Below are 26,070 nucleotides of genomic sequence, written 5' to 3' on the forward strand. Positions count from 1 at the left end.
TCCCGGCTACCGGAAAAGGGCCTCTGATCTGCGTGGAGCTGAGGGGAATCGAACCCCTGACCTTCTCGATGCGAACGAGACGCGCTACCAACTGCGCTACAGCCCCTGATGGAAGCTCGATGAGCATAGCAACCGAGCCATGCCCATCGAGCGAGGGGGTCTACTCTCCGACGGCCCGCCGGTACGGCAGCTGGCCGGGCTCGTCGAGCTCGTGGAAGGCGGGATCCTCGTCGTCCAGGTCCACGACGACGGCCTGCCTGCGCACTCGCGACGTCGGCACCGGCCTGCGCTCGGAGCCCACCATCTCCCGGCGCTCGGTGGGCACGACCTCGATGTCCTCGAGCGGGGACCGTTCCCGGGCGGGCGCGCGGCGAACGGCCTCGTTGTGCCTGGCGAGCCGGCGCTGGCGGATCTCCTCCTCGATGCGCACCTGTTTGCGCAGGTACACGAGGTAACCGACCAGCACGGCGTCGGCGACACCGTGGGCGCCCCAGAACATGGACCAGACGAAACCGGCGAGCACGCCGGTGACCACCGCGACCAGCAGCAGTGCGAGCACGACCCGCTGCCGGTGGACGTACTTCGCCCGGGCGGCGATCTCGGCGGCCTCGGGGTCGAACCCGCCGCGACCCGGCCGGTACTGGCGGCCGCTCCGGTCCTCCCTCGCCGACTCCTCGGCGGCCGTGGCGCGGGCCGGAGCGGGCTCGGGGTCGTCGACCTCGTCGTCAAGATCCTCGTCGTAGTCCTCGAAGTCCTCGTCCTCGATCAAGTCCTCGTCATCGGCAGACATCTCGCCGCCCCGCTTCGAGTTCTCGGACATGGCGAACTCCTTCCGCCACTCGTTGCGTGGGCTCCCGCTCCGCACGACCCGGGCAGCCAACGCGGAGTCGTTGGTCTGCGCGATTTCCTGGCGCTTGCGCGCGATCATGGGAACGAGAACGACAAGCCACGCCGCCGCAAGCGCGACGATGATCAACGAGCTTGGCATCTCCCGTCACCTCCCCCGACCCATTGCTGTGTCCTAGTGGAATCGCGCGAGTCGAGCCCCGCTGGAAACCAGCCTCGGTGCTCAACCCGACCACCGCACTCCCGCTTCCCACTCTGACCATCGTCACGCTAGTCACAGGAGTAACAGAAGAACGGGAGGCACGCCGGGTGAACCGGGGAAAGTGGTCACTGGATCCGGTGAAAAAGTCACGAACTGCCGACAGGGGTCAGGGCCGCGTGGCCAGCCCGGAGTCGACCAGCCGCTGGGCGAACCCATCTCCGGTCTCCTCCGCGGTGACCGCGAAACACAGGTGGTCACGCCAGTCCCCGGCGACATCGAGATAGCGCAGGAACAGCCCCTCCTGCCGGTAGCCGGCCTTGCTCAGCACGCGCAGGCTGGCCCCGTTCTCCGGCCGCACGGTCGCCTCGAGCCGGTGCAGCCCGGCCGCCGAGAACGCGTGGTCGGTCAGCAGCGCCACCGCCGCAGTGGCCAACCCTCCGCCGGCCAGCGCCGACGACACCCAGTAACCGACCCACGCCGAGCGCAGCGAAGCCCGGATCACATTGCCGACCGTGATCTGACCGGCGAAGGCGCCGTCGACCGTGATCGCGAAGGGCAGGCACTGGCCGCGCCGCGCCAGCGACCGCAGCGACGCCCACTGCGGCGGCCACGACCACAGCGCGTTGCGCTCGGGCCACGGACCGACGGCGGTCGGTTCCCACTTCTCGAGATAGGCCCGGTCGCGCAGCCGGATCCGGCTCCACTCGCCCGCGTCGCGCAGCCGGATGGGGCGCAGTGCCACCGTCCCGGCCGGAACCTCGAGGGGACCGAGTCGTGCGGGCCAGCCCGGATGCCGGGATTCGGGGCCGTGCGGCGCCCCATACACCGGTGTGGACATCGGCCGCTAGGCGCGCTGGGCCAGGAACGTCACCTTGACCTGCTCCCCCGCCGAAACCTCGGTGAGCTCGTCGTCGACGTTGATCAGGCAGTTCGCCTCGGCCAGCGAGGCGAGCAGGTGAGCGCCCGACGTTCCCAGTGGCTGCACCAGGTACTCCCCGTTGCTCTCGTCACGCAGCAGCTGCCCGCGCAGGAAACCACGCCGGCCCGCGGTGGAGGTGACCGGCGAGAGCAGCCGCGCGTCCACCATCCGGCGGTGCGGGTTGCGGGTGCCGCGGGCTGCCCTGATCAGCGGCCGGATCAGGACCTCGAACACCACGAGCGCGCTCATCGGGTTGCCCGGGATGAGAAACGTCGGCACCGAGTCGGGGCCCAGCCTGCCGAAGCCCTGCACCGAGCCGGGGTGCATCGCGACCCGGGCCATCTCGATGCGGCCGAGGTCGGCCAGCGCCGCGTGCACCTCCTCGCCCGTGGTGCCACCCGCGCCGCCCGCGACGACGACGACCTCGGACATGAGCAGCCGCCCCTCGACCGTCTCCCGCAGTCGCTTGGGATCCGTAGGCACGATCCCGACCCTGCTCACCTCGGCACCGGCGTCCCGGGCGGCCGCGGCGAGCGCGTAGGAGTTGACGTCGTAGACCTGGCCGACGGACGGGGTGCGGTCGATGTCCACCAGCTCGTCGCCGACGGACACGATCGACACCCGGGGCCGCGGGTAGACCAGCACCTTGGCCCTTCCGACCGCGGCGAGGAGGCCGACCTGCGCGGAACCGATGGTGTCGCCCTTGCGCACGGCGACGTCACCGATCTGGACGTCCTCCCCGGTGCGCCGCACGTAACCGGCGGACGGGACGGCCCGGTGCACGGCGACCTTGGCCTGGTGCCCGTCGGTGAACGCGGTCGGCACCACGGCGTCGGCCAGCGTGGGCAGCGGCGCGCCGGTCGCCACCCGGACCGCCTGACCCGGCTGGAGCCTGCGCGGCTGCCGTGAGCCGGCCGGGATCTCCCCGACCACGGGAAGCTCGACCGGTTCCTGGCTCGCGGCGCGCACGTCGACGCTGCGAACCGCATAGCCGTCCACCGCCGCCTGGTCGAATCCGGGCAGCGCGTGCTCGGCGACGACCTCCTCGGCGCAGAGCAGGCCCTGCGCCTCCGAGATGGCGACCCGCACCGGGCGCGGCCGCACGGCGGCGTCGAGCGCCAGCGCGAGCTGCGCCTCGACCGACCGGAACTCGGCGGCCGGTTCGCCGGCGCCCGCTGGCAGGGTGGTGGTCGGCTCGGGTTCTGTCATGAGCGGTCGGTCTCGATTCGTTCGGCCAGCCAGCTGCGCAGTGCCGGCCCGTAGTCCGGGTCTTCGAGCGCGAAGTCCACGGCCGCCCGCAGGAAGCCGCCGGGGTTGCCGAGGTCGTGCCTGCCGCCCCGGTGGACCACGATGTGCACCGGGTGACCCTCCTTGATGAGGAGCGCCACCGCGTCCGTCAGCTGCAGCTCGCCGCCCGAGCCGGGGGTGATCCGGCGCAACGCGTCGAAGACGGCCCGGTCCAGCAGGTACCTGCCGGCCGCGGCGAACGTCGACGGCGCGTCCTCGGGGGCGGGCTTCTCCACCATGCCATGAACCCGCTTGACGTCCTGCTCATCCGTCTCGGAGACGTCGAACACACCATAGGGTGAAATCTGTTCCTTCGGGATGTCGAAGGCGCACAGCACACTGCCGCCCTGGCGCGCCCGCACGTCGGCCATCCGGCTGAGCACGCCGACCGGCAGCACGAGATCGTCCGGCAGCAGCACCGCGACCGCGGAGTCGTCGTCGGTCAGGTTCGGTTCGGCCTGCGCGACCGCGTGGCCGAGGCCGAGCGCCTCCTCCTGGATCGCCACCTCGACGTCGAGCAGGCCGGGTGCCCGGCGAACCTTCTCCAACAGCGCGGTCTTGCCCTTGCGTTCGAGGGTCGCCTCCAGCTCCGGCTGGCGCTGGAAGTAGCTGACCACGGACTCCTTGCCCGGTGAGGTGACCACGATCATGCGGCTGGCGCCCGCCTGGGCCGCCTCGTCGGCGACGAGCTCGATACCGGGGGTGTCCACGACCGGCAACAGCTCCTTCGGTACGGCCTTCGTGGTCGGCAGGAATCTCGTGCCGAGGCCTGCGGCAGGCACGATGGCGGTTCGGAACGTCTTGTGACTCGCGGCGCCCGTCATGGGCGCAAAGCCTAGCCTGGGGTCGTGCGTGAGACCGACAATGACGACCCCGGCAAGGCGGAGTGGCGCGCGCGGCTGACCGCGGAGCGCACCGCCATCCCGGCCCAGCAGCAGGTCACCGAGGCCAAGGCACTCACCGAAGCCGTGGCCGGCCTGGCGGCCGGCACCGTCTGCTGCTATGTCCCGTTCGGCCCGGAACCGGGCTCGATCGCCCTGCTCGACGTGCTCCGCGACCGGGGCACGCGGGTGTTGCTGCCGATCGTGCCGCCGCGGCGGGAGCCGCTTGACTGGGCCGAGTACACGGACACGTCGGCCCTGGTCCAGGGCCGATATCGCGGTGTGCTGGAACCCAGCGGACCGCGGCTGGGCGCCGCCGGGGTCGGCGAGGCCGACCTCGTGCTGCTGCCGGCGCTCGCCGTCGACCACCAGGGCGTCCGGCTCGGCCGTGGTGCCGGCTACTACGACCGGTCGTTGCGGTTCGCCTCGCCCTCGGCCGACCTGATCGCCGTGATCCGTGACACCGAGTTCGTCGAGCGGCTGCCGGCCGAACCGCACGACGTCAGGATGACGGCGGTGCTCACCCCGGGCAGGGGCGTTCTGCGGCTGCCGTACCCGGGCCGGATGTGAGACGCACCTCGATTGCGCTCGGGGAATGTCATCCCGCAGAATTGGGTTAGCACTCTCAGGGATTGAGTGCCAATGCCAGAAGGAGCGCCTGTGCCGACCTATCAGTACGCCTGCAAGGAGTGCGACCACCAGTTCGAGGCGGTCCAGTCTTTCTCCGAAGCGAGCCTGACCGACTGCCCGCAGTGCTCTGGAGCTCTGCGCAAGTTGTACGGGTCGGTGGGCGTGATCTTCAAGGGCAGCGGTTTCTACCGCAACGACGCCCGCTCCGAGGCGAAGTCCTCGGCGAAGGCGAACGGCTCGAACGACTCGAACGGTTCGAACGGCTCCGGGGAGAGCAAGAGCGCCGACAGCGCGAAGCCGGAAAGCTCCGGCTCGGGCAAGGCGGACTCCGGTTCGAGCTCCGCCTCCGGCGGCTCCGGCAGCACGGGCACGAGCTCGTCATCCTCCTCCTCGGGTACGACGAAAACGGCGTCCGCGGCCTCGTAGCGGACCAAGTTGTCCACAGCACCCCAGTTGTCCACAGGGGCGTGACCCGGCGGTTCCGCCTGCGTGGCGGGCCCCCATAACGTCGGCTGTACCGAGCGGCGGAACGCCCGCCCTCGCCGCAGACGATGGGGGTTGGCGATGGACGACACGCCACGGAGCCGCCGATGGTACGAACGGCTCCCACCGCCACTGCGCGGACGCCCGGTCACGCTGATCCGTCGCGCGCTCGCCGCGGCGCTGTTCCTCGTCGCCGCGGCCCTCGCCGCGCAGCCTGCCACGGCCGGCGGTGAGCCCGCCGCGAAGATGCTGGTCTCCGCCCGGGACCTGCCGCTCGGCACTACTCTCCGGCCCGCTGACGTGCGGTTGGTGCACGTACCCGAATCCATGCGCCCCGCCGGTGCGCTCGGCGCGCCGGATGCCGTCGACGGGCGCGTGCTCGCCGGCGCAGCCAGGGAGGGCGAGCCGATCACCGACGTCCGGCTGCTCGGCTCCCGCTCCACACCACCGGGCACCACGACCGTGCCCGTCCGGCTCGCCGACTCCGGCATCGCCGGACTGCTCCGTCCCGGCGCCCGGGTCGACGTCGTCACCCTGGGGACGGATCACACGAGGGACACCGGAGACGCCGGAGACGAGGTGCTGGCCAGCATGGCGACCGTGCTGACCGTGATCGGCCCGGCAAGCCCGGCGCGCGACGGGCCCGACCACGCCGACGACGGCCCGCTGGTACTGCTCGCCACTCCCACCGATGTCGCGGCGCAGCTGGCGGCCGCCACGCTCGGCCGGCCGGTGACCGTTACCCTCCGCTAGTCGTGGGTGCCGAGCCGCGTTCTGACTCACGCAGGCACTCACAAGGCCGGGTCCTTTATGGAAGGGAGTGCGCGTGCTCAAGGGCTTCAAGGATTTCCTGATGCGCGGCAACGTCATCGACCTCGCCGTCGCGGTGGTCATCGGTACGGCGTTCACGGTGATCGTGACGGCGTTCACCGACAGCCTGATCCAGCCGTTGATCAACGCGCTCGGCGGCTCGGACGCCGCCAACGGTCTCGGCTTCCGGATCCTCGGGGACAACGAGGCCACCTTTGTCGACATCGGTAACGTGATCAGCGCGGTGATCAACTTCCTGCTCATCGCGGCCGTCGTCTACTTCCTGTTCGTACTGCCGCTGCGCAAGGTGCAGGAGAGGCGCAGGCGCGGCGAGGAGTCCGGCCCGGCCGAACCGACCGACGTCGAACTGCTCGCCGAGATCAGGGACCTGCTGCGGGAGCAACGCGTCAAGGAGTGAGCCCGTGTCCGCGCGCCGCGCGCCGGTGTCCGCGTGCCGTGCACGTTGCCCGGCAAGGCAGGCCGTGCGACCTCGTGACGGTCCGTCGACGCCCATCCGCAAGCGCACTGACAAACGCTGACAAACGCTGACAAACGCTGACAAACGCTGACAAACACAGCCTAGCGATCGTGGTGCGGCGGCCGGTTCTCCAGGAACCAGTCGTCCGCGCTGGAACGATCGGAGCGCGGCTCGCGCTCGTCCGAGGTGGTCTCGGGCAGGGTCTCCCCGAAAACCTCGTCGATCTCCCGCCTGGTCGATCGGCTGGTTTCTCGGGGAACCCTTCCGTGGTCGTCGTCGGACATGGGGTGGGCCCTCAGGCCTCGTCGAGGCCGGAGAGCTCGTCGATGACGTGCGGTACCAGGGCGGACAGTGTCGCCATGCCGTCGCGGACGGCGCCGCGGGACCCGGCGAGGTTGACCACGAGTGTGCTGCCGGAGACGCCGACGAGGCCGCGGGAGATCCCCGCGTCGACCGCACCGGCGGCGAGGCCGGACGAACGGATGGCTTCGCTGATGCCGGGGATCGGCCGGTCGAGCACGCCGGCGGTGGCGTCCGGGGTGACGTCGCGTGGCGAGACGCCCGTCGCCCCGACGGTGATCACAAGGTCGACACCACCGATCACCGCCGTGTTGAGCGCATTGCGGATGGCGACCGTGTCGGCGTGGACGACGACCGTACCGTCCACGATGAACCCGGCCTCTTCCAGCAGCTCCGTCACCAGGGGACCGGCGTTGTCCTCGGTTTCACCATGAGCCGCGCGGTCGTCGACGATCACCACGAGGGCGCGGCCGAGCCGCTGTGCACTCCGTTCCATGTGCCCCACCGTAGTAGGTCGGCCGCGGGCGGGTGAGCGAAGGGAGATGTGACCGAACGCTTACGTGTCCGCCGAAGGCGCTGCGCGCACGGCGCCGGGGGCCTAGCGTCGCCGACGTGCGTGTTCTCGTTACCGGCGGAGCCGGCTTCATCGGCTCCCACATCGCCGACGTGCTGACCGAGTCCGGCTGCGAACCTGTGCTGCTGGACGAGCTGCTGCCGACCGCACACGGCTCCCAGGAACCACCGGACTACATGGGCCCGCACCGGTTCGTGCGGGGCACGGTCACCGACGCCGCCCTGCTCGGCGAGCTGCTGACCGGTGTGGACGCCGTGTGTCACCAGGCCGCGGTGGTCGGGCACGGGATCGATCCGTCCGACGCGCCATCGTACGCGCTGCACAACGACTACGGCACGGCCGTGCTGCTCGCCGAGATGCACAAGGCCGGAGTCGGCAGGCTGGTGCTGGCATCGTCGATGGTCGTCTACGGCGAGGGCAGGTACTCGTGCGACCGGCACGGGATCGTGCCACCTGCCCCGCGCGACCGGTCGGACGTCGAGGCAGCCCGGTTCGAACCGGGCTGCCCGCACTGCGGGACCCCGCTTCGGCCGCTGCTGGTGCCCGAGGACGCCCCGCTGGTGCCGCGCAGCACCTACGCCGCGACCAAGCTCGCACAGGAGCACCTCGCGGGCGCGTGGGCGAGGCAGACGGGAGGCACCGTGTGGGCGCTGCGGTACCACAACGTCTACGGACCGCGGATGCCGCAGAACACGCCGTACGCCGGGGTGGCATCGCTGTTCCGCTCGGCCCTCTACCGCGGCGAGGCGCCGACCGTGCTCGAGGACGGCCGGCAGCGCCGCGACTTCGTGCACGTCAGCGACGTGGCGCGGGCGAACCTGCTGGCCCTGCGCGCGGACGGCACGGCGGGCGAGCTGACCCCGGTCAACGTCTGCTCGGGCCAGCCGCACACGGTCGGCGAGCTGGCCGGGGAACTCGCCCGCGCCTGCGGCGGCCCGGCGCCGCGAGTGGTGGGCGGCGCGCGGCCCGCCGACGTCCGGCACGTGGTCGCCGATCCGGCGCGTGCCGAGCGGCTGCTCGGGTTCACCGCGCGAACCGGCTTCGCCGAGGGCATCGCCGCCTTCGCCACCGCGCCGCTGCGCGCGCCGGTCGCCCCCGGGTCCTGAGCCGCCCGGGTCAGGTGGCGGCGAGGGGCAACCGGACCTCGAAACGGCAACCGTCGCCGTGGTTGCGGACCCCGATCCGGCCGCGGTGCGCCTCCACCAGCCCCTTCGCGATGGCCAGGCCGAGGCCGCCACCGGCCGTGCCGCCCGCCGGCTCCGGCGTGCGCGCCTGGGTGCCGCGGTAGGCCACGTCGAACAGCCGCCCGATCTCCTCCTCCGGGATGCCTCCGCACCCGTCGTCGACCGCAAGCAGCGCGTCCCGCCCGTCCACGCCGATCTCCACGGCCACCGTCCCGTCCGGCGGGGTGTGCCGGATCGCGTTCGACACGAGGTTGCGCACCACCCGTGCCAGCTCGGGGTCGCTGCCCGCCACCACCGGCCACGCCTGCGCGCTGGAGTGCACCCGGACCCGCTTCCGCTCCGCGACCGGCGTCTGCGCTGCGAGTGCGTCGCTGACCACGTCCCGCAGCGGCACCGCGGTGAGCTGGAGCCGCAGGGCGCCCGCGGTGATCCGGGACAGCTCGAAGAGGTCGTCGACCATGACGGAGAGCCGCTCCGCCTCGGCGTTGATCCGCTGCGCGTACGCGGCGGCCTCGTCGGGTTCGGCCACCACCCCGTCGGCCAGCGCCTCCGCCATCGCCCGGATACCGGAGAGCGGGCTGCGGAGGTCGTGGCTGATCCAGGCCACCAGCTCGCGCCGCGACTTCTCCGCCGCGCGTTCCCGTTCCCTCGCCTCCCGCTCCCACACGCTCCGCCGCGCGATCGCCCTGCCCAGCACGACCGCCGCCGGCACGGTGACCAGCGCGACGAGCAGGCACACCAGCAGGATCGTCGTCAGCGTCGGGTTGAACATGAAACCGCTGACGCCCAGCACGCCGGTCAGCGTCGCCGCGACCGGGATGAGTACCAGCACCGTCAGCGTGCTGGCCAGCGAGCCCCGCCGGAGCCAGTACAGGAGCAGCCCGCCGAGCACCGCCACCGGCATCGCGAACGCCAGCGCCACCGGCAGGATGTGCCAGGCATGCAGCAGCATGTCGGCAAGGGACTCACCCGACTCGATCATCGCCGCACCGGGTCGTAGCGGTAGCCGACGCCCCACACCGTGACCACCCTCGCCGGGGTGGCCGGATCCCTTTCGATCTTCTCCCGCAGCCGCCGCACGTGGACGGTCACGGTGGACTGGTCGCCGAAGTCCCAGCCCCACACCTTCTCCAGCAGGTCGGCCCGCGAGAACGCGGTGCCGGGGTGGGTCAGGAAGAACGCGAGCAGATCGAACTCCCGCGCCGTCAGCGGCAGCTCGACATCCCGCAGCCGCGCGTTCCGGGCATCCGGTTGCAGCCGCAGGTCACCGTCGACGAGCTGGGCCTCCGGGGGGTCGTGGCGCGGCATCCGCGCGCGGCGCAGCACCGAAGCCACCCGCAGCGCGAGCTCGCGCGGGCTGAACGGCTTGGTGACGTAGTCGTCCGCGCCGAGTTGGAGCCCCGCGATCCGGTTCTCCTCCTCGCCCAGTGCCGTCAGCATGACCACCGGCACCTCGCCCGTCTCTCGCATCCGCCTGCACACCTCGAGCCCGTCGAGGCCCGGCATCATCACGTCGAGCACCACGAGGTCGGGGCGGGACGCGGCGAACCGGCTCAGCCCTTCCGTGCCGTCGCCCGCGACCTCGACCGTGAAACCGGCGACCTCCAGGTAGCGGCGCACCACGTCCCGGACCGTCTCGTCGTCGTCGACCACGAGCACCCTGCCCGACTGCGTACCGCCGGCAGCCCCTTCGCCGTTCTCGCCCGTCCTGCCAGTCATGCGTCCCTCACCAGATCGTCAGCACCAGATGGTTCACCGCCAGCGCGGTCACCGCCTGCCCGGCGAGCCACCATCGCCGCGAACCCGGCGGCAGCAGGGCCGTGGCGGGCAACAGCCACACCGCGAACGGTAGCCAGATGCGCTCCACCTCGGCCTTCGACAATCCCGAGAGATCCGCGACGACGACCGCGAGCAGCGCGGCGGCGGTGAGCGCGACCACCGGCCCCCAGCCGCGCAGCCTGCGCACCCCCGCCACCACGGCCGGTCCCGCCGCCAGCACCAGGCACGCGAGGTTGGCCCACACCCAGTACCAGTAGGGCCGTCGCCCGCCGACGCCCTCGTAGTAGCGCTCGACCACGTTGTGGTAGCCGTTCAGCCACCAGAACCCGGCCAGCGCGAACACCGCGACCACGGCCAGCGCGCCGAGCGCCGCGAGACCGAACGCCCGGCCACCACGCCCGAGCAGCACCACGGCGAGCGCCACGGTGCCGAGCAACAGCAGCCCGTAGGACAGGAACACGCCGAAACCGAGGATCACGCCCGCGCCCAACGCGGCCACGACGGCGCGACGACGGCCCGCGCCGAACCAGCGCACGGCGCACGCAAGCAGCGCGACACCGGTGGCGGTGACCCCGGCGAACATGCCGTCGGCCGACACCGCCATCCACACCGCCCCGGGAAAGAGCACGACAAAAGGCCAGCTCGCCCTGGCCGCGTCGGCACGGTCGAGCGCCCACAGGGTGACCGGAACGGCCACCGCGATCAGGGCGCCCGCCAGCACGCAGACCACGGCCGCCCAGGTGCCGCCGGAGAGCCCGAGCCGGTCGAGCCAGACGAAGACGAGCGTCGCTCCCGGCGGGTGGCCGGCCACGTGGGTGGTCCACGCCTCGGGATGGGCGACGATCCGGTCGGCGAACTCCCGCAGCATCTCGGGCACGCTCGTGATGCGCGAAACCTCGTGCAGGTACTCGTGCGGTGTGGCGAGGCGCCCGGCGAACCCGCCCCGCCAGCCGTCGATCATGGCGAGCGCGAACATCCACGCCAGTGACGCCAGGTATCCGAGCGGCAGCAGGCTTCGCCACGGCAGCCTGCTCGCGAGAGCCGGTCCCCACAGCACGATCCCGGCCGCCAGCAGGACGGCGAACACGGTGCCCGGGCCGGTGCGCGGCCGCCAGCCGCCGTAGAGCGGCGCCGCCTTCGCCCAGAGCGTCACGCCGCTGCCGGGGCGGTTCAGGTAGCAGCCGACCGCGAACGCGACCCCGACGAGCAGCAGCGCGAGCCCCACGGCCACCAGATCGCCGCGCACGCCGGGGGACTTCCGGGCAGGCGCGTCTGCGACTCGGGACTCGGCCACCGCCGCACGATAGCCCGCCACCCGTCCCCGGTCAGCACCAGACCGGAGTCCGTCAGAGTTTCGTAAGCGTGATCGAGTTTCGGACTGTCCACGACGGACCTAGCCTGAACTGGTGACTGCCGAACCGGTCGACGTGATCCTGCCGTGCCTCGACGAGGCGGGCGCCCTGCCCGGCGTGCTCGGCGCGCTGCCGCGGGGCTTTCGCGCGATCGTCGTGGACAACGGCTCCACCGACGGCTCGCCGGAGATCGCCGCCGGGCTGGGTGCGACAGTCGTGCCGGAGCCGCGCCGCGGCTACGGCGCCGCCGTGCACTCCGGGCTGGAGGCGGCCCGTTCGGAGATCGTCTGCTTCCTGGACGCGGACGGCTCGCTCGACCCGCGCGAGCTGCCTGCCCTGGTGGCGGCCGTCGACGGCGGCGTGCAGCTCGCCGTCGGGCGCCGGGTGCCCGCCGCGCGGGGCGCCTGGCCGTGGCACGCGCGGGCGGGCAACGTGCTGCTGTCGTCGTTGCTGCGCGGCCGTGGCCTGGCCGTGCACGACATCGCGCCCATGCGTGCCGTGCGCCGGGCGGAGCTGCTGGCGCTGGGAGTGGCGGACCGGGGGTTCGGCTACCCGCTGGAGCTGCTGATCAAGGTGGGGCGCGCGGGCTGGCGGGTGCGCGAGTTCGACGTCACGTACCGGCCGCGCGCGAACGGCACGAAGTCCAAGGTGTCCGGCTCCGTGCGCGGCACCGCGCGGGCGGCCAGGGACATGGCGCGGATCTGGCGCGCATGACGGACGCCTACGGCGCGCTCGTGGTGGCGAAGGCACCGGTGCCAGGTCTGGTGAAGACCCGGCTCTGCCCGCCCGCGACCCCCCTCCAGGCGGCCGAGCTGGCGGCAGCGGCACTACTCGACACGCTCGACACCGTTCTCGCCGCACCGGGAGCCGTTCCCGTGGTGGCGCTCACCGGTGACCTCGGGGCCGCGTCCAGGAGCGATGAGATCGCCCGCACGCTACGGCGGTGCACGATGCTGGCCCAGCGTGGTGACGGCTTCGGGGCACGGCTCGCGAACGCGCACGCCGACACGGCCGCCGCGCTGCCCGGCCTGGCCGTGGTGCAGATCGGCATGGACACCCCGCAGGTGACGCCCGGGCGGCTGGGCACCGTCGCCCGCCTGCTCCGGCCGGGCGGCGCCGATGCCGTTCTCGGTCCCGCGACGGACGGCGGCTGGTGGGTGCTCGGGTTGCGGGATCCGCGGCACGCACTCGCGCTGACCGGGGTGCCGATGTCCCGGCCCGACACCGGTTCGCTGACGCGGCACGCCCTTGAAGCGATGGGACTTCGCACCGCCACGGCGCCACAACTATCCGATGTGGACACCATGGCGGACGCCGAGCTGGTGGCCGAGACGGCGCCGCGCGGCCGGTTCGCCACCGCGCTGCGGGCGGCGACGGCGGCGAGTGGTCACCTCTCGTGAGTGTTCGGCCGAGTTAGAACTCGCGTAGCCACTCACGAGCGGTGACCTGCGATCACGGCGCGCGCCCTGCGGGCACACGGCCACGCGCGACCGGCATGCGAGCCCGGTCGCGCGTGGCCTCGTTGGTCTCGGCCGCGCCAGCGGCCGAGCGTCCGTGTCGGGAGTTCCTAGTTCACGGGCTGGCCACCGAGGGTGGCCTCGATCGTGCGGTTGTTCGACAGGGTGAAGGTGACCTTCTCGCCTGGCGCCCGGGTCCGGATGGCCGCGACGAGAGTGTTCGCGTCGTCGATCTGCCGGTCGCCCATCTTCGTGATCACGTCGCCCGCCTTGATCCCGGCCTTCTCCGCGGGACTGCCCGGCTCGACCTCCCGGATCAGCGCACCACCCGAGGGGCTGTCGGTGACGGCGGCGCCGATGTAGGTCTGTGTCGCCGTGCCGGTCTCGATGATCTGGTCGGCGGTCCGGCGAGCCTGGTCGATCGGGATGGCGAAGCCGATACCGACGTTGCCGCCGCTCGACTGCCCTGGCATGCCGGCGCCCTGTGGGCTGTAGATCGCCGAGTTGATGCCGATGACCTGACCCGACATGTTGGCCAGCGGGCCGCCGGAGTTGCCCGGGTTTATCGCGGCATCGGTCTGGATCGCGTCCATCACCGTGGTCTGGTCGCCCTGGCCGCCCGCGCTGACGGGGCGATGCAGCGAGCTCACGATGCCGGAGGTCACCGTGCCGGCGAGCTCGAACGGCGAGCCGATGGCGACCACCGACTGGCCGACGTTGAGATCGTCGGAGCGGCCCAGCTCCACCGGCGTCAGGCCGTCCACCCCGTTGGCCTTGACCACGGCGATGTCGGTCGTCGGGTCGCGGCCGACGACCTCCGCGGTCGCCTCGTTCCCGTCCTGGAACACCGCGGTGATCCGTCCCCCGCTCGCCGCGGACTCCACGACGTGGTTGTTGGTGAGGATGTAGCCGTCGCTGCTGAGCACGAAGCCGGAGCCCTCGCCGGTACCGCGACCGCCCTGAACCTGGAGCTGCACGACGCTCGGCATGAGCTTCTGGGCAACGGCCTCGACGCTTCCGTCGGGCACGTTGCCCGTCTGCTCCGCAGGCCGCTGCTGATCCAGCGCGTTGACGGACGAGCCGGTGCCCGCGTTGCCCGCGGCGAGGTAGCCACCGAGCCCGCCGGCTCCGCCGCCGACAAGCAGCGCGAGCACGGCGACGCCGGCGATCAGCCGGGCCGAGCTCCTGCGCCGGCCCTGCTGCTCCTGCTGCTGTGCGGGCGGTGGCATCGCGGGATACGTCGCCGTGCCGTAGGGGTTGCCGTGCGTCCCCGGCGTCGACGACGCGAACGGATTACCGCCGGTGCCCGGCTGCTGATGGTGGCCGGGGTACTCGTGGCCCTGCGCCGACCACGGGCTTGGGGTGGCCGGTGTGCCCGGCTCGTCCTGAGCGGGCCAGCCGCCTTGCTCGCGCGCCCCGGGCTGGTCCTGAGCAGAGGGGTCGTTGTCGGTCATGTCCTCACCATGCGCCTCGGTCCTGAGAGCCGGCTGAGCCGAACCTGTGCTGTCAGCATGAGTTCCCGCGCGGACCGCCGCTCACACCGCCGACCGCAGTCGCTGCGCGATCTGCTCCGGAGTGACGTCGTTGACCCACACCGCCATGCCCGACTCGGAACCGGCAAGGTACTTCAGTTTGTCCTTGGCGCGCAGCACGGAGAAGAGTTCGAGATGCAGCCAGGCGAGATCGCGGTCGCGGCGGACGGGCGCCTGGTGCCAGGCGGCGACGTAGGGCAGCGGCCGGTCGTAGAGGGCGTCGCAGCGGCGCAGGACCCGCAGGTAGACCTCGGCGAAGTCGGCTCGCTCGGCCGGACCGAGCTCGGCGAGGTCACCGACCTGCCGGTGGGGCACCACCTGCACGTGCACCGGCCAGCGGGCGGCGGGCGGGACGAACGCCGTCCAGTGCTCGCCGCGGGCCACGACCCGGGTGCCCGCGGCGTGCTCGGCCGCGAGCACATCGCCGAGCACGTGCCTGCCGTGCTCGGCGCGGTAGGCACGGGCGGTCTCCAGCATCCGCTCGGTCTTCGGCGTGACGAACGGGTAGGCGTAGATCTGGCCGTGCGGATGGTGGAGCGTGACCCCGATCTCCTCGCCGCGGTTCTCGAACGGGAACACCTGCTCCACGCCGGGCAGTGCGGCCAGTTCGGCGGTGCGGTCGCCCCAGACCTCCATGACCGTCCGGACCCGCTCCGGGGTCAGTTCGGCGAACGAACGTCCGTGGTCGCTGGTGAAGCACACGACCTCGCTGCGGCCCTGACCTGGCGCGACGGGCACGAGGCCGGCGCCATCCACCGAGCACTGCGCGCCGGTCACCGCCTGCGCGAAGGAGGGGAACCGGTTCTCGAACACCACGACGTCGTAGTCGGCCTCGGGTACCTCGCTCGGTTTGCCGGGCCGGCTCGGGCACAGCGGGCACAGGTCGGCGGGCGGTTTGTAGGTGCGGGTCTGCCGGTGCGCGGCCATCGCGACCCACTCGCCGGTCAGCGGATCGCGGCGGATCTCCGAGGCGGCGGCGACGGCGGGCAGGTCGCGGGTGTCGGCGGCGTCGCGCGGGGGCGCGTGCGGGTCCTCGTCGAAGTAGACGATCTCGCGGTCGTCGGCCAGGTGCCGGACGGTCTTCCTCACGTCTCGTCTCCGGCAGGCTGCTCGACTGCGGCGATCATCAACTCTCCCACGTGTTCGGTCAGGACCCGGCGCGCGTCCGGGGGCAGGCCGTCGTCACTGACGACGACTCCGGCCTCGTCCAGGCCGGCGATCGTCGAGATGCCGACCGTGGCCCACTTCGTGTGGTCGGCGAGGACGACGAGCCTGCGCCCGGCCTCGACCAGGGCGCGGTCGGTCTCGCTCTCGGCGAGGTTCGGGGTGGTGAAGCCGCGCCCCTCGGCCATGCCGTGCACCCCGAGGAACACGACGTCGAGGTGCAGGCTGCGCAGGCTCTGCACGGCGACAGGGCCGACGAGCGCGTCGGACGGCGTACGGACGCCGCCGGTGAGGATGACGGTGCGGTCGGGCCTGCCGGAGCCACGCAGGACGTCCGCGACCTGGATCGAGTTGGTGACGACGGTCAGGCCGGGGACGCCGTCGAGGGCACGGGCGAGGGTCCAGGTGGTCGTACCCGCGGAGAGGCCGATCGCGGTGCCGGGACGGATCAGCCCGGCCGCGAGCGTGGCGATGGCCTCCTTCTGCACGCGCTGGCGCACGGACTTGGCCTCGAAGCCCGGCTCGTCGGTGCTCCGGTCGGTCGTCGACGTGGCGCCGCCGTAGACCTTCTCGACGAGACCACGCTCGGCCAGGACATCGAGGTCGCGCCGGACGGTCATGTCGGAGACGCCGAGGCGGCCGACCAGATCACTGACCCGTACCGCCCCGGTGCGGCGCGCTTCCTCCAGGATCACCGCTTGCCGCTGCCGCGCCAGCACTCGCTCACTCCGTCCTTGAACCACACCTCACTACACAAAATCCTACATGACCAAACATCAACATCGGGCAACCTCCACCGCTCCCGTGCTCACCCGGGGACACCGGGGAGCCGGATCGTCATCAGTGCCCCGCCCTCGGGTGCCCGGCCCGCGTAGACGGCGCCGCCGTGCCGCTCGGCGGCCTGCTTGACGATCGCCAGCCCCAGCCCCGATCCGGGCAGCGTGCGGGCCTCCGACGAGCGGTAGAAGCGGTCGAAGACGTTCGGCAGGTCCTCGGGCGCGATCCCCGGCCCCGAGTCCCCCACCTCGACCACCGCGGTCCCGTCGCCGAGCGGGCGCAGGCGCACCTGCACCGCCGACCCCGGCGGCGAGAACTTCACCGCGTTGTCGAGCAGGTTCAACACGGCCCGTTCGAGTGTGCCGGGGTCTCCGGTGAGCGTCCACGGCTCCAGTTCGGCGTCGAAGCGGATCTCACCGGCACGGCGGCGTGCGCGGTCGAGGGCCCGCTCGACCACCTCCACCAGGTCGATTCGCTCGGCCTCGGTGCGCGGCTCGTCCTCCCGCGCCAGCTCCACCAGGTCGCCGATCAGCTGGGTCAGCTCGTCGAGCTGCCCGCGGATGTCGGTCTCGATCTCCGCGCGATCCAGTTCCGTGAGCTCGGGCGCTCCCTGCCTGCTCGCCGCGAGCAGCAGTTCCAGGTTGGTGCGCAGCGACGTCAACGGCGTCCGCAGCTCGTGCCCGGCGTCGGCGACGAGCCTGCGCTGCCGCTCCTGCGACTCGGCGACCGTGCCGAGCATCGTGTTGAAGCTGTGCGTGAGCCGCGCCAGCTCGTCGTCCCCGCTGACCGGGATCGGGCGCAGGTCGCCGGTGCGAGCGACCCGTTCGGTGGCCGACGTCAGTCGCTCGACCGGGCGCAGCCCCGTCCGGGCGACCGCGGTGCCCGCCGCGGCCGCGACGACGATGCCTGCGCCGCCGAACAGGAAGAGCACCAGCGACAGCTCGGTGAGGGTCCGTTTCGTCGGCGCAAGCGATTGCGCGAGTACCAGTGCCTCGCCGTTGCCCGACCGGAGTGCGATCACCCGGGTGTCGGTCGCCTGATCGGTACGCAGCCGCGAGTCGGCCGTGCCGTTCGCCACGGCGAGCTCCTCGGGCCCGGTCGGCGGCGGGGTGCCGTCCTGCGGGTAGATGAGGTCGCCGTCGGCGGTCAGCACCCCGATCTGGATGTCGCTGCTCACCAGGACGGCGGCCGGGATCTGCCGTAGCCGGTTCTGCACCGGCAGGCTCCGCACCGCCGCCGTGGCGCGCTCGGTGAGGCTGTCGTCGACCTGCTGGTAGAGGTTCCCGCGCACGGTCAGGTACGCGCCGAGCGACACGAGGGCGACCGCGCCGGCCACGCACATGGCCGCGAGCAACATGAGCCTCGTACGCAGGGAGAACCGCCTGCCGTCGGCGGCCGGGCGGCGGCCGGTACCGGCCTCGCCCCGCTCCTGCGTCCACGTCACGGCGGCGTCTCCCGCAGCACGTAGCCGACGCCGCGCACCGTGTGGATCAGCCGGGGCTCGCCGTCGGACTCGGTCTTGCGACGCAGGTAGCCGACGTAGACCTCGAGCGCGTTACCGGAGGTCGGGAAGTCGTAGCCCCAGACCTCCTCCAGGATTCGGCCGCGGGTGAGCACGTGCTTCGGGTAGCTCATGAACAGCTCCAGCAGCGCGAACTCGGTGCGGGTGAGGCTGATCGACCGCTCGCCCCGGTACACCTCGCGGGTGCCGGGGTCCAGGGTCAGATCCGCGAAGCGGAGCGCCTCGGAACCCTCCGCGGCCTGCGTCTCCGCGCTGGACCGGCGCAGCAGCGCACGCAGCCGGGCCAGGAGCTCCTCCAGCGCGAACGGTTTGGGCAGGTAGTCGTCGGCGCCAGCGTCGAGCCCCGAGACGCGGTCGGAGACGGTGTCCCGGGCCGTCAGGACGAGGATCGGCAGGTCGTCGCCGGTGCTGCGCAGCCGCCGGGCGACCTCGAGCCCGTCCAGCCGGGGCATCATCACGTCGAGCACCATCGCGTCCGGGCGGTTGGCGACGACCATGTCAAGCGCTTGCGCCCCGTCGCTGGCCAGCTCGACCTGGTAGCCGTTGAACTCCAGCGAGCGCCGGAGGGACTCGCGAACGGCTCGATCGTCGTCGACAACGAGAATGCGCATGAGCACAGTGTTACGCGCTCGGCTGAGACGGTGCTTAACGCACCGCGCCAACGGCACCCACCCGTGCCGGGCACAGAGATTCGGGTGAAAGTAGCAGCCGAATCCGGAGCCCGCCGGGCCGGTTCGTCAGCACCGCCCGATCGAGTGAGCAGTGTGGCACTGTGCACAACGCGCCACCGCGATGTCTGGGCGTCCTGCCCTCGATATCGGGGTTGACCAGCACCAATATGGGCGTGAATCACTCCCGCCGGGCAAGGTCGTCGGCGGGAGTCGTGCGCGAAGCCCGGGCCGCTCCCCGTCCGGATCCGCCCTGAGAGGACAGTTTTGATGGAACAGCGTCGTTCACCTCGGTCCGGCCTGTCCCGGCCCGGGAACTCCCACCGCCCGGACATGGGCCGCCGCCGCTTTCTCGGGTACCTGGTCGCGGCGCCCACCCTGGCCGCCGCGGCCCAGTTGGGCCAGTCGCTCACCTCTCCCCGGGAGGCCGGGGCCGCGATTCCCTCTCCGCCCGAGCCGTCCGAGGTCTACGACCTCAACGACCTGCTGACGCTCGCGGCGACCCCGACGTCGAACCTGATCGCGGTGGTGCTCAACAAGGACGGCACGGCGTCCTTCGACATGCCCCGCGCGGAGAGCGGGCAGGGCATCACCACGATGGCCGCGATGCTCATCGCCGAGGAGCTGGAGCTCCCCCTCGACAAGATCGACGTCACGCTGGCGGACGCGCGTCCCGAACTGGTGTTCAACCAGTTCACGGCCGGATCGAACACCACCATCTCGATGTACAACCCAATCCGGGTCGCCGCCGCGATCGCCCGGCAACAGCTCCTCAGGGCCGCGGCGATCCAGCTCGACGAGACCGTGACGCGGCTGACGCCGCACCTGGGCTTCATCGAGGCGCCGGGCGGCCGGAAGCTGAGCTACGGCGATCTGGCCGAGCTGGCCGCCAGCCAGGAGACCAAGGAGGTCGAGACGGAGCTGAAGCCGCGCTCCCAGTTCAAGATCATCGGGACGCCGCGGAACCGGATCGACGCACTCGACGCGGTGACCGGGCGCAAGAAGTTCGCCATGGATCTCGACGTTCCGGACGCACTGCCGACGATGATCTGCCGCCCGCCGACGATCAAGGGAACGGTGGGCTCGGTAGCCAACGTGGACGCGGTGCGGGAGATGCCCGGGGTCACCGATGTCGCCACGATCGCCACCGGTGTCGCCGTGCGCGCGAAGACCTTCGGCCAGTGCATCGACGCGGCGAACGCGCTCGAGGTGTCCTGGAACCCGGGCACGGTCGACGGCGAGTCGGACGAGACGGTGCTCGACCGGATCAAGAAGGCGGAGATTCCGCTCGCGGTGCCCAAGCTGGGACCGCTGACCGGCGTCGTGGAGGGCGAGTTCACCTTCCACTTCCGCAACAACGCCGCGCTGGAGCCGAACACCGCCGTCGCGGACGTGCGACCGGACAGCGCCGAGATCTGGGCCCCGCTGCAGTCGCCGATCCTGTGCCAGCAGCAGGTCGCCGAGCAGCTCGGGCTGCCGGTGAGCGCGGTGACCGTGCACGTCGAGCAGGCGGGCGGCGCGTTCGGCAGGCGCATGTTCAACGACGTCGTCCTCGAGGCCACCGAGGCGTCGCGGAAGATGGGCAAGCCGGTGAAGCTGATGTGGCACCGCACCGACGAGTGCAGGCAGGGCCGGATGCACCCGATGTGCACGTCGCGGATCCGCGCCAGCTACGCGGGCGGCAACGTGCTCACCTTCGAGCAGCGGCACACCAGCGTCGCCACCGACTACACGCAGGGCTTCGGCGAGATCATCACGGCGCTGGCGGGCAAGGTGCCGCCGCTGGGCCAGGGTAACGAGCTCGGGTTCTCGGTCCCGGTGTTCGAGCTGACCGTCAACGTGCCGTACAACTTCGGCGTCGTCACCCAGCTGCTGAACGAGACCTACACCTACGACACGTTCCCGACCAGCAGCGTGCGCAACCTGGTCAACCCGGACGTGCGGACCGCGCAGGAGCTGATCGTCGACCAGCTCGCCGCGAAGATGGGCAAGGACCCGTACGAGTTCCGCCGTGCGTTCGTCGACGACGAGCGGGTGCGGGCGGTGCTGGACAAGGCCGCCGAGGTCGGCGAGTGGGGCCGGGCGATGGAGCCGAACACGGCGCAGGCCATCACGGTGCACAAGGAGTACAAGGGCGCGACCGCGACGCTCGTGGAGATCGACTGCCGCCCGGAGACGGTCAACCGCAAGATCCGCAACGCGGTCACCGGGCCGCGGGTGACCAGGGTCGTCATGGCCGTCGACACCGGCCTGCCGATCAACCCGCGCGGGCTGGAGGCGCAGATGCAGGGCGGCATCATGGACGGCATCGCGCAGACGCTGACCTCCAGCCTGCACCTCAAGGACGGGACGCTGCTCGAAGGCAGCTGGGACGACTACTTCTACACGCGGCACTGGAACGCGCCGTTCGAGACCAAGGTCGTCGTGATGCCACCGACCACCGGTGAGCCGGGTGGCGCGGGCGAGTTCGGCGTCCCGTCGTCGATGGCCGCCGTGGCCTGCGCCTACGCCCGCGCCACCGGAACCGTGCCGACCAGCTTCCCGATCAACCACGCCACGCTGAGCTTCACGCCGAAGCCCACCGTGCCGCCCCTCCCGCCGTCGCCGACCAACGGCCTCAAGTTCGCCTACTAAGGAGCACCCGTGCCTCAACACACCTTCATCGTCAACGGCAAGCAGGTCACCGTGGACATCGAGGACGACGTGCGGCTGCTCTGGGTGCTGCGCGACGTCCTCGGCATCAACGGCCCCAAGTACGGCTGCGGCATCAACGTCTGCAAGGCCTGTACCTGCCACATCAACGGCAAGGCGTTCAACCCGTGCTCGGTGCGGGTCGGCGACGTCGAGCCCACCGACGAGATCACGACCATCGAGGGGTTGCCCGGCACCGTGGACGCGGACCTGCACCCGATGCAGGAGGCGTGGCTGGAGCGCGACGTGGCGCAGTGCGGCTACTGCCAGCCGGGACAGATCATGGCCGCGGTCGCGAAGGTCCGGCAGGCCCGCGCGGCCGGGCACGAGGTCGGTGACGCCGACATCGACGAGATCCGCAACATCTGCCGGTGCGGCACCTACGCCCGTATCCGGGAGGCCATCAAGTCGGGCGCCCAGCGCATGTAGCCGGGCTCATCTGTCGGCGGTGCCCCGGGGAACCGGGGCGTTCCAGCGCCGCCACAGGGCCACGACGCGCAGCGTCACCACGACGGCCGCCGCGCCGAGCGTCACCGGCGCAGGCGGCAGCCGCAGCGCGTCGCCGGCGCCGACCAGCACGGCGCCGACGAGCGCGGCGAGCGCGTAGATGTCCTTGCGCAGGACGAGCGGTATCTCCCTGAGCAGTACGTCGCGCAGGGCGCCGCCGCCGATGCCCGTGGTCATGCCGATCAGGCACGCCGTGTAGACGGGGGCGCCGGCACCGAGCGCGATCGCCGTGCCCGCGGTGGCGAACACGCCGAGGCCGACGGCGTCGGCGAGCAGCACCGCTCTCCGCAGCCGCGCGATCTGCGGGTGGAAGGCGAACACGAGCAGCGCGGTGGCGGCGCACACGGCAAGGTAGGGCCAGGTGCGCAGAGTCGTCGGCGGCTGGATGCCGAGCAGCACGTCACGGATGATGCCGCCACCGAGCGCCGTGGTGAGGCCGAGCACCACGACGCCGAAGATGTCCAGCCGCGCGCGGACCGCCGCGAGCGAACCGGACGCCGCGAAGGCCACCAGGCCGATGATCTCGAGGGCGATGAACACTCAGCGCGCCACCTGCCTCCGCCTCCCGGGCCTGTTCAGTGGATCAATCCACCGCGGTAGGCGAGCAGCGCCGCCTGGACCCGGTTCGCGGCGCCGATCTTGGACAGCACCGCCGAGACGTAGCCCTTGACTGTGGCCTCGGACAGGTGCAGGCGGCCGCCGATCTCGGCGTTGGAAAGGCCCTGGCCGATCAAACCCACCACCTCGCGCTCCCGGTCCGACAGCGAGGAGAGCATCTTACGTGCGGGCGCGGCGGCACGCTGCTCGTCGCGGTGCGCGTGCACCATGCGGGCGGCCACGCCGGGGTCGAGCACGGCCCCGCCGCGCGCGAGGTCGCGGATCGCGCGGACCAGCGCGGTGGGGTCGATGTCCTTCAGCAGGAAGCCGTTGGCGCCGAACCGCAGCGCGAGGCTCACGTACTCGTCGATGTCGAAGGTGGTCAGCATGGCGACGATCGGTGGTTCGGGCAGGGCCTGGATGGCCCGCAGCGCGCGGATCCCGTCGTCCGCGGCGCGCATCCTGATGTCGAGCAGTGCGACGTCGGGGTGGAAGCGTCTCGCCGCCTCCACTGCCGATCTGCCGTCGCTGGCTTCGCCGACGACCTCGATATCCGGCGCGCTGGACATCATCGCGCGCAGGCCCGAACGGACCATTTCCTCATCATCGGCGAACATCACCTTGATCAACGAAGCCTCCGGCAGCCGGTGCAGCGGGATCACCGCTCCACTCCAGGTTGTTACCCATCGGTAGTGGGGGTATTACAGTGAGCAATCCGCCCGGAGTCAAGGTCGGTATCACCCAGGCACGAGCCACCAGCTATGGTGTCACCCAGTACCATCTGCCCTCGTAGCTCAGGGGATAGAGCACCGCTCTCCTAAAGCGGGTGTCGCAGGTTCGAATCCTGCCGGGGGCGCAAACCCCCTGGTCAGGGCTTGACCAGGGGATCTACGACGAACCTCTCCACGTTTAACCCTCACTTTTCAGCGGCTGGATCGTCGGCCGCTCGCCCAGCGCCGGACCCGCGTCCTCCCCCACTACGCCGCGTTCCATGTAGTCCTCCTGCGTCGTGCTGATGCGCTCGTGACCGAGGTAGTCGGCGATCTCGCGAGCGGTCAGCCCGGCGTCGTCGAGCATCCCGGCCACGTAATGCCGGAAGTCGTGCGGATGCAGACCCGCGAACTCCGTGCCATTCACGACCTGCCGGAAGCGGCCGCGTGTGTTGTCGAGGTCTCGGAGCGTGCCACTCGCCGAGGGAAAGACCCACCGCGACTCCGACTTGGCGTGCCGCCGCTTGAGGATGTCCATCACCCACGCAGGCGGCCGGATGGTGCGCATGCCCGCCCGGCTCTTGGTGTGATCCTGCACGAACAGGCCCTGGCCAGTGACCCGGATGACGGTCCCATGAAACCGGATGGTTCCCGCGTCGAAGTCGACCGCCTGCCAGTCGAGCGCGAGCAGTTCACCGATCCGGCAACCAAGGCGGCGCCTGCGGCGCCGCTGATCCGGCCCTCATCCACTCGAACCGCCAAGCGCGGGCGTGCGGCTGCCGCCGGTCCCGCGCAGCGGTTCGAGGAAGGCCGGGCAGCGCCACAGGCACCGCAGAAGGGAAGAGATGTCCTCGCCGGACGGGCAGGTCTCCGGGATGGCGGGGGAGTGCGAATCTTGCGTCCGTGGTGGTCCTGTTCGCGTTTCCTAGGCTGCCAATTCCTCGACGATATCGTTGCGCTTAGACCAGGCAGGGCGAGGACCCGGAAACCCGTCGCGCCTGCTCGCTTCGCCCGGTACGGTCTCGAGCCGTTCCGACTGCGGAGAGCCCACGCTGAAAGTAGGTTTCGTTAATGGCATGTCGTATCAGTGAGCTCGTGCTTGATTGCCGCGACCCCGAGATGCTGGCGCGGTTCTGGTGCGAGGTCCTGGACTTCGTGGAGCTCGGTCGCGAAGAGGGCCAGGAGGGTTACGCCATCGAGATCGGACCGCGCGAAGGGTTCGGCGGGCCGCAGCCGACGATCATCCTCAGAAGCGGGGACGAGCCGGAGCAGGGGAAGCCCCGGCTGCACATCGACGTCAACCCCACCGACCGCGATCAGGACGCCGAACTCAAACGCCTCCTGAAGCTCGGGGCCCGTCCGGCCGACATCGGCCAGACCGGCAAGGAGCAATGGAACGTCCTCGCCGACCCCGAAGGCAACGCGTTCTGCCTGCTCAAGGCCCGCCTCAACCCACTCTGACGGCTCTGTGCCCCCGGTCTAGCTAGGCCTGTGCCAAGACGACGTTGGGGCGATCGCTGCCGCCTACTGTGGACAACGGTCACCGCGGGGCGATCCGCGCTGACCACAGCAGTTGCCCCGAGCAAACCGCGGGTCACTCCATGCGCGAGAAGCACTAAGCCGCAGCACCAGCGGGGCGGGTGAACGCCTCTCGATCGACACGAACGCGGCCATCAGCACGCCTGCCGCGACAAACCAGGCCAATGTGGAGACGGATGAGACCGCTCGCGACGACGCCCACCGTTCCGGCCGCTCCGCCGACGGCTGCGAAGATACCGAAGGCCCGGTTGCGTTCCCGCCCCTCGTGGAACGTGGCGGCCACCAACGACAGTGCGGCCGGCGCGGTGAGTGCCCCGCCCAGCCCCTGAAGGCCGCGCGCGGTGATCAGCACGCCGCCGTGCTGCGCCAGGCCCGCCACGAGCGAAGCGGTGGTGAACAGGCTGAGGCCGGCGAGAAAGATGCGGCGTCGTCCCAGCAGGTCGCTCATCCGGCCGCCGACGAGGAGGAATCCGCCGATGACCAGGCCGTAGGCAACGATCACCCATTGCACGGTCCCACCATTGCCTGGGCCGCCGCGCATGCCAGGCCAAGGACGAGCCCTTGGCGAGTATGCGCCGCCTTCCGGCGCGCGACGGTGTTCACGAAGTTCATGGCTGGGCTTCCCTTCGACTCGCGGCGGATCAGCGGTGGTAGCTCGGCATGGGCTGGCCGACGCCGGTGGTGATCAGCTGCGGCAGGCTCTTGGTGATATAGAAGGTCCAGCCGGCCGAGCACGCTTCGAAGCAGGCGGATTCGGCCGAGGTGAGGCCCTCATGGGTGAAATGCACCGTCGTGCCCTGGTCCGTGACACCGACGTCGAAGACGACGGTGGTGCCAGCCCACTCGTCGGGGTCGTCGACGAAGGTGAGCAGGGAGTCCACGCAGTGCCAGACCATCCGGCTGCCGGGCACGACCTCGGTGAGCTGAAACCGGGCGAAACGGATGCCCTTCTTGGCTCGGGCGGTCTCACCGGCGTATTCGCAGTCGTCGGTGAAGACGAACTCATCGTGCAGGGCGGCCGAATGGCCGATGAGGTTCTCGCTCCACCACCCACGCACGTTGGTGACGGCCTCGAAGACCTCCTCCGGCGTCCGGTCGACGGTCATGGTGGCGGTCAGGTACTCGGTGTTCGACATGGGTTCTCACTTCTCTCCGTTGGCGGCTTTTGCCCACCGACGAAG

The 26,070-nt window shown here is 71.3% G+C and carries 29 protein-coding genes, 2 tRNA genes and 1 pseudogene; 11 read left to right on the forward strand and 21 right to left on the reverse strand.

Features of this window, described 5'->3' with window-relative positions; genetic code table 11:
* Nucleotides 1-33: 33 nt before the first annotated feature.
* The 5 genes from JAP66_RS09165 to JAP66_RS09185 all read right to left on the reverse strand — a co-directional run bounded on the left by JAP66_RS09165 (nucleotide 34) and on the right by JAP66_RS09185 (nucleotide 4,078).
* A tRNA-Ala gene (locus JAP66_RS09165) sits at nucleotides 34-106 on the reverse strand.
* 54 nt (nucleotides 107-160) lie between these two features.
* Nucleotides 161-988 (reverse strand): divisome protein SepX/GlpR, encoded by an 828-nt coding sequence (sepX, locus tag JAP66_RS09170; protein ID WP_199431214.1) that lies wholly within the window; start codon nucleotides 986-988, stop codon nucleotides 161-163.
* Between the two features lie 226 nt (nucleotides 989-1,214).
* The gene (locus tag JAP66_RS09175; RefSeq protein WP_199431215.1) at nucleotides 1,215-1,886 is read right to left on the reverse strand and encodes a GNAT family N-acetyltransferase; all 672 of its coding nucleotides are present in this window, start codon (nucleotides 1,884-1,886) and stop codon (nucleotides 1,215-1,217) included.
* A 6-nt stretch (nucleotides 1,887-1,892) separates the two neighbouring features.
* Nucleotides 1,893-3,176: a molybdotransferase-like divisome protein Glp gene (gene glp, locus JAP66_RS09180; protein WP_199431216.1), complete on the reverse strand. Its 1,284-nt coding sequence runs from the start codon at nucleotides 3,174-3,176 to the stop codon at nucleotides 1,893-1,895.
* Nucleotides 3,173-4,078, reverse strand: a complete 906-nt coding sequence (locus JAP66_RS09185) for a UTP--glucose-1-phosphate uridylyltransferase (RefSeq protein WP_199431217.1) — start codon at nucleotides 4,076-4,078, stop codon at nucleotides 3,173-3,175. The genes glp and JAP66_RS09185 overlap by 4 nt, the downstream gene beginning before the upstream one ends.
* Nucleotides 4,079-4,102: 24 nt before the next feature.
* On the opposite strand from JAP66_RS09185, the gene JAP66_RS09190 reads away from it, so the two are divergent.
* On the forward strand, nucleotides 4,103-4,705 hold the full coding sequence (locus JAP66_RS09190; RefSeq protein ID WP_199431218.1) for a 5-formyltetrahydrofolate cyclo-ligase: 603 nt from the start codon (nucleotides 4,103-4,105) through the stop codon (nucleotides 4,703-4,705).
* 72 nt (nucleotides 4,706-4,777) lie between these two features.
* A pseudogene (locus tag JAP66_RS33175) lies at nucleotides 4,778-4,936 on the forward strand (FmdB family zinc ribbon protein); the annotation flags it as partial.
* A 14-nt stretch (nucleotides 4,937-4,950) separates the two neighbouring features.
* On the opposite strand, the gene JAP66_RS33180 reads toward JAP66_RS33175, so the two are convergent.
* On the reverse strand, nucleotides 4,951-5,208 hold the full coding sequence (locus JAP66_RS33180) for a hypothetical protein (RefSeq protein ID WP_372448957.1): 258 nt from the start codon (nucleotides 5,206-5,208) through the stop codon (nucleotides 4,951-4,953).
* A 121-nt stretch (nucleotides 5,209-5,329) separates the two neighbouring features.
* Between JAP66_RS33180 and cpaB the strand changes: the two genes are divergently transcribed.
* Entirely contained in the window at nucleotides 5,330-6,001 is a 672-nt protein-coding gene (gene cpaB / locus JAP66_RS09200) for a Flp pilus assembly protein CpaB (protein ID WP_199431220.1), read from the forward strand.
* 73 nt (nucleotides 6,002-6,074) lie between these two features.
* Entirely contained in the window at nucleotides 6,075-6,476 is a 402-nt protein-coding gene (gene mscL / locus JAP66_RS09205) for a large-conductance mechanosensitive channel protein MscL (protein ID WP_199431221.1), read from the forward strand.
* Nucleotides 6,477-6,637: 161 nt separating this feature from the next.
* On the opposite strand, the gene JAP66_RS09210 is transcribed toward mscL, so the two are convergent.
* Nucleotides 6,638-6,820 (reverse strand): hypothetical protein, encoded by a 183-nt coding sequence (locus JAP66_RS09210; RefSeq protein ID WP_199431222.1) that lies wholly within the window; start codon nucleotides 6,818-6,820, stop codon nucleotides 6,638-6,640.
* Between the two features lie 11 nt (nucleotides 6,821-6,831).
* On the reverse strand, nucleotides 6,832-7,332 hold the full coding sequence (locus tag JAP66_RS09215) for a MogA/MoaB family molybdenum cofactor biosynthesis protein (RefSeq protein WP_199431223.1): 501 nt from the start codon (nucleotides 7,330-7,332) through the stop codon (nucleotides 6,832-6,834).
* Nucleotides 7,333-7,448: 116 nt separating this feature from the next.
* Between JAP66_RS09215 and JAP66_RS09220 the strand changes: the two genes are divergently transcribed.
* On the forward strand, nucleotides 7,449-8,516 hold the full coding sequence (locus JAP66_RS09220) for an NAD-dependent epimerase/dehydratase family protein (protein WP_199431224.1): 1,068 nt from the start codon (nucleotides 7,449-7,451) through the stop codon (nucleotides 8,514-8,516).
* 10 nt (nucleotides 8,517-8,526) lie between these two features.
* On the opposite strand, the gene JAP66_RS09225 is transcribed toward JAP66_RS09220, so the two are convergent.
* Genes JAP66_RS09225 through JAP66_RS09235 form a run of 3 tightly spaced genes read right to left on the reverse strand, consistent with a single transcriptional unit; the run spans nucleotide 8,527 to nucleotide 11,667 of the window.
* Nucleotides 8,527-9,576, reverse strand: coding sequence for a sensor histidine kinase (locus JAP66_RS09225; RefSeq protein WP_199431225.1), 1,050 nt, complete (start codon nucleotides 9,574-9,576; stop codon nucleotides 8,527-8,529).
* On the reverse strand, nucleotides 9,573-10,313 hold the full coding sequence (locus tag JAP66_RS09230) for a response regulator transcription factor (RefSeq protein WP_199431226.1): 741 nt from the start codon (nucleotides 10,311-10,313) through the stop codon (nucleotides 9,573-9,575). The genes JAP66_RS09225 and JAP66_RS09230 overlap by 4 nt, the downstream gene beginning before the upstream one ends.
* Nucleotides 10,314-10,320: 7 nt before the next feature.
* Entirely contained in the window at nucleotides 10,321-11,667 is a 1,347-nt protein-coding gene (locus JAP66_RS09235) for a hypothetical protein (RefSeq protein WP_199431227.1), read from the reverse strand.
* A gap of 112 nt (nucleotides 11,668-11,779) precedes the next feature.
* Here JAP66_RS09235 and JAP66_RS09240 point away from each other — a divergent pair, with 112 nt between their 5' ends.
* Complete coding sequence (locus tag JAP66_RS09240; RefSeq protein WP_199431228.1) at nucleotides 11,780-12,439, forward strand: glycosyltransferase family 2 protein; 660 nt, start codon at nucleotides 11,780-11,782, stop codon at nucleotides 12,437-12,439.
* Nucleotides 12,436-13,125, forward strand: a complete 690-nt coding sequence (locus JAP66_RS09245; protein ID WP_199431229.1) for a TIGR04282 family arsenosugar biosynthesis glycosyltransferase — start codon at nucleotides 12,436-12,438, stop codon at nucleotides 13,123-13,125. The genes JAP66_RS09240 and JAP66_RS09245 overlap by 4 nt, the downstream gene beginning before the upstream one ends.
* A gap of 167 nt (nucleotides 13,126-13,292) precedes the next feature.
* Here the strand turns inward: JAP66_RS09245 and JAP66_RS09250 are convergent, their stop codons facing one another.
* From JAP66_RS09250 to JAP66_RS09270, 5 genes are all read right to left on the reverse strand, one after another.
* On the reverse strand, nucleotides 13,293-14,636 hold the full coding sequence (locus JAP66_RS09250) for a S1C family serine protease (protein WP_199431230.1): 1,344 nt from the start codon (nucleotides 14,634-14,636) through the stop codon (nucleotides 13,293-13,295).
* Nucleotides 14,637-14,717: 81 nt separating this feature from the next.
* Nucleotides 14,718-15,803 (reverse strand): galactose-1-phosphate uridylyltransferase, encoded by a 1,086-nt coding sequence (gene galT / locus JAP66_RS09255; RefSeq protein WP_199431231.1) that lies wholly within the window; start codon nucleotides 15,801-15,803, stop codon nucleotides 14,718-14,720.
* Nucleotides 15,800-16,597, reverse strand: a complete 798-nt coding sequence (locus JAP66_RS09260) for a DeoR/GlpR family DNA-binding transcription regulator (RefSeq protein ID WP_199431232.1) — start codon at nucleotides 16,595-16,597, stop codon at nucleotides 15,800-15,802. Before JAP66_RS09260 ends, galT begins: the two co-directional genes overlap by 4 nt.
* Nucleotides 16,598-16,686: 89 nt before the next feature.
* Entirely contained in the window at nucleotides 16,687-18,012 is a 1,326-nt protein-coding gene (locus JAP66_RS09265) for a sensor histidine kinase (protein WP_199431600.1), read from the reverse strand.
* Nucleotides 18,013-18,095: 83 nt separating this feature from the next.
* A complete protein-coding gene (locus tag JAP66_RS09270) occupies nucleotides 18,096-18,788 on the reverse strand; it encodes a response regulator transcription factor (protein WP_210769935.1) in 693 nt (230 codons plus the stop codon).
* A gap of 327 nt (nucleotides 18,789-19,115) precedes the next feature.
* Here JAP66_RS09270 and JAP66_RS09275 point away from each other — a divergent pair, with 327 nt between their 5' ends.
* Together JAP66_RS09275 and JAP66_RS09280 are read left to right on the forward strand one after the other, a co-directional pair.
* The gene (locus JAP66_RS09275) at nucleotides 19,116-21,479 is read left to right on the forward strand and encodes a molybdopterin cofactor-binding domain-containing protein (protein ID WP_199431234.1); all 2,364 of its coding nucleotides are present in this window, start codon (nucleotides 19,116-19,118) and stop codon (nucleotides 21,477-21,479) included.
* 9 nt (nucleotides 21,480-21,488) lie between these two features.
* On the forward strand, nucleotides 21,489-21,965 hold the full coding sequence (locus JAP66_RS09280) for a (2Fe-2S)-binding protein (RefSeq protein WP_199431235.1): 477 nt from the start codon (nucleotides 21,489-21,491) through the stop codon (nucleotides 21,963-21,965).
* Between the two features lie 6 nt (nucleotides 21,966-21,971).
* On the opposite strand, the gene JAP66_RS09285 is transcribed toward JAP66_RS09280, so the two are convergent.
* Together JAP66_RS09285 and JAP66_RS09290 are read right to left on the reverse strand one after the other, a co-directional pair.
* Nucleotides 21,972-22,583, reverse strand: coding sequence for a trimeric intracellular cation channel family protein (locus JAP66_RS09285; protein WP_199431236.1), 612 nt, complete (start codon nucleotides 22,581-22,583; stop codon nucleotides 21,972-21,974).
* Nucleotides 22,584-22,618: 35 nt separating this feature from the next.
* Nucleotides 22,619-23,269, reverse strand: coding sequence for a response regulator (locus JAP66_RS09290; RefSeq protein WP_199431601.1), 651 nt, complete (start codon nucleotides 23,267-23,269; stop codon nucleotides 22,619-22,621).
* A 154-nt stretch (nucleotides 23,270-23,423) separates the two neighbouring features.
* On the opposite strand from JAP66_RS09290, the gene JAP66_RS09295 reads away from it, so the two are divergent.
* Nucleotides 23,424-23,496 (forward strand) — tRNA-Arg (locus JAP66_RS09295).
* Between the two features lie 53 nt (nucleotides 23,497-23,549).
* Here JAP66_RS09295 and JAP66_RS09300 read toward each other — a convergent pair.
* A complete protein-coding gene (locus JAP66_RS09300; RefSeq protein WP_199431602.1) occupies nucleotides 23,550-24,050 on the reverse strand; it encodes a site-specific integrase in 501 nt (166 codons plus the stop codon).
* Nucleotides 24,051-24,421: 371 nt separating this feature from the next.
* Between JAP66_RS09300 and JAP66_RS09305 the strand changes: the two genes are divergently transcribed.
* Nucleotides 24,422-24,811: a VOC family protein gene (locus JAP66_RS09305; protein ID WP_199431237.1), complete on the forward strand. Its 390-nt coding sequence runs from the start codon at nucleotides 24,422-24,424 to the stop codon at nucleotides 24,809-24,811.
* 154 nt (nucleotides 24,812-24,965) lie between these two features.
* Here the strand turns inward: JAP66_RS09305 and JAP66_RS09310 are convergent, their stop codons facing one another.
* Nucleotides 24,966-25,400 (reverse strand): MFS transporter, encoded by a 435-nt coding sequence (locus tag JAP66_RS09310; protein ID WP_199431238.1) that lies wholly within the window; start codon nucleotides 25,398-25,400, stop codon nucleotides 24,966-24,968.
* Between the two features lie 130 nt (nucleotides 25,401-25,530).
* Complete coding sequence (locus JAP66_RS09315; RefSeq protein ID WP_199431239.1) at nucleotides 25,531-26,025, reverse strand: SRPBCC family protein; 495 nt, start codon at nucleotides 26,023-26,025, stop codon at nucleotides 25,531-25,533.
* Nucleotides 26,026-26,070: the final 45 nt, after the last annotated feature.

The organism is Qaidamihabitans albus, from assembly GCF_016464705.1.
GTDB classification, from domain to species: Bacteria; Actinomycetota; Actinomycetes; order Mycobacteriales; family Pseudonocardiaceae; genus Qaidamihabitans; species Qaidamihabitans albus.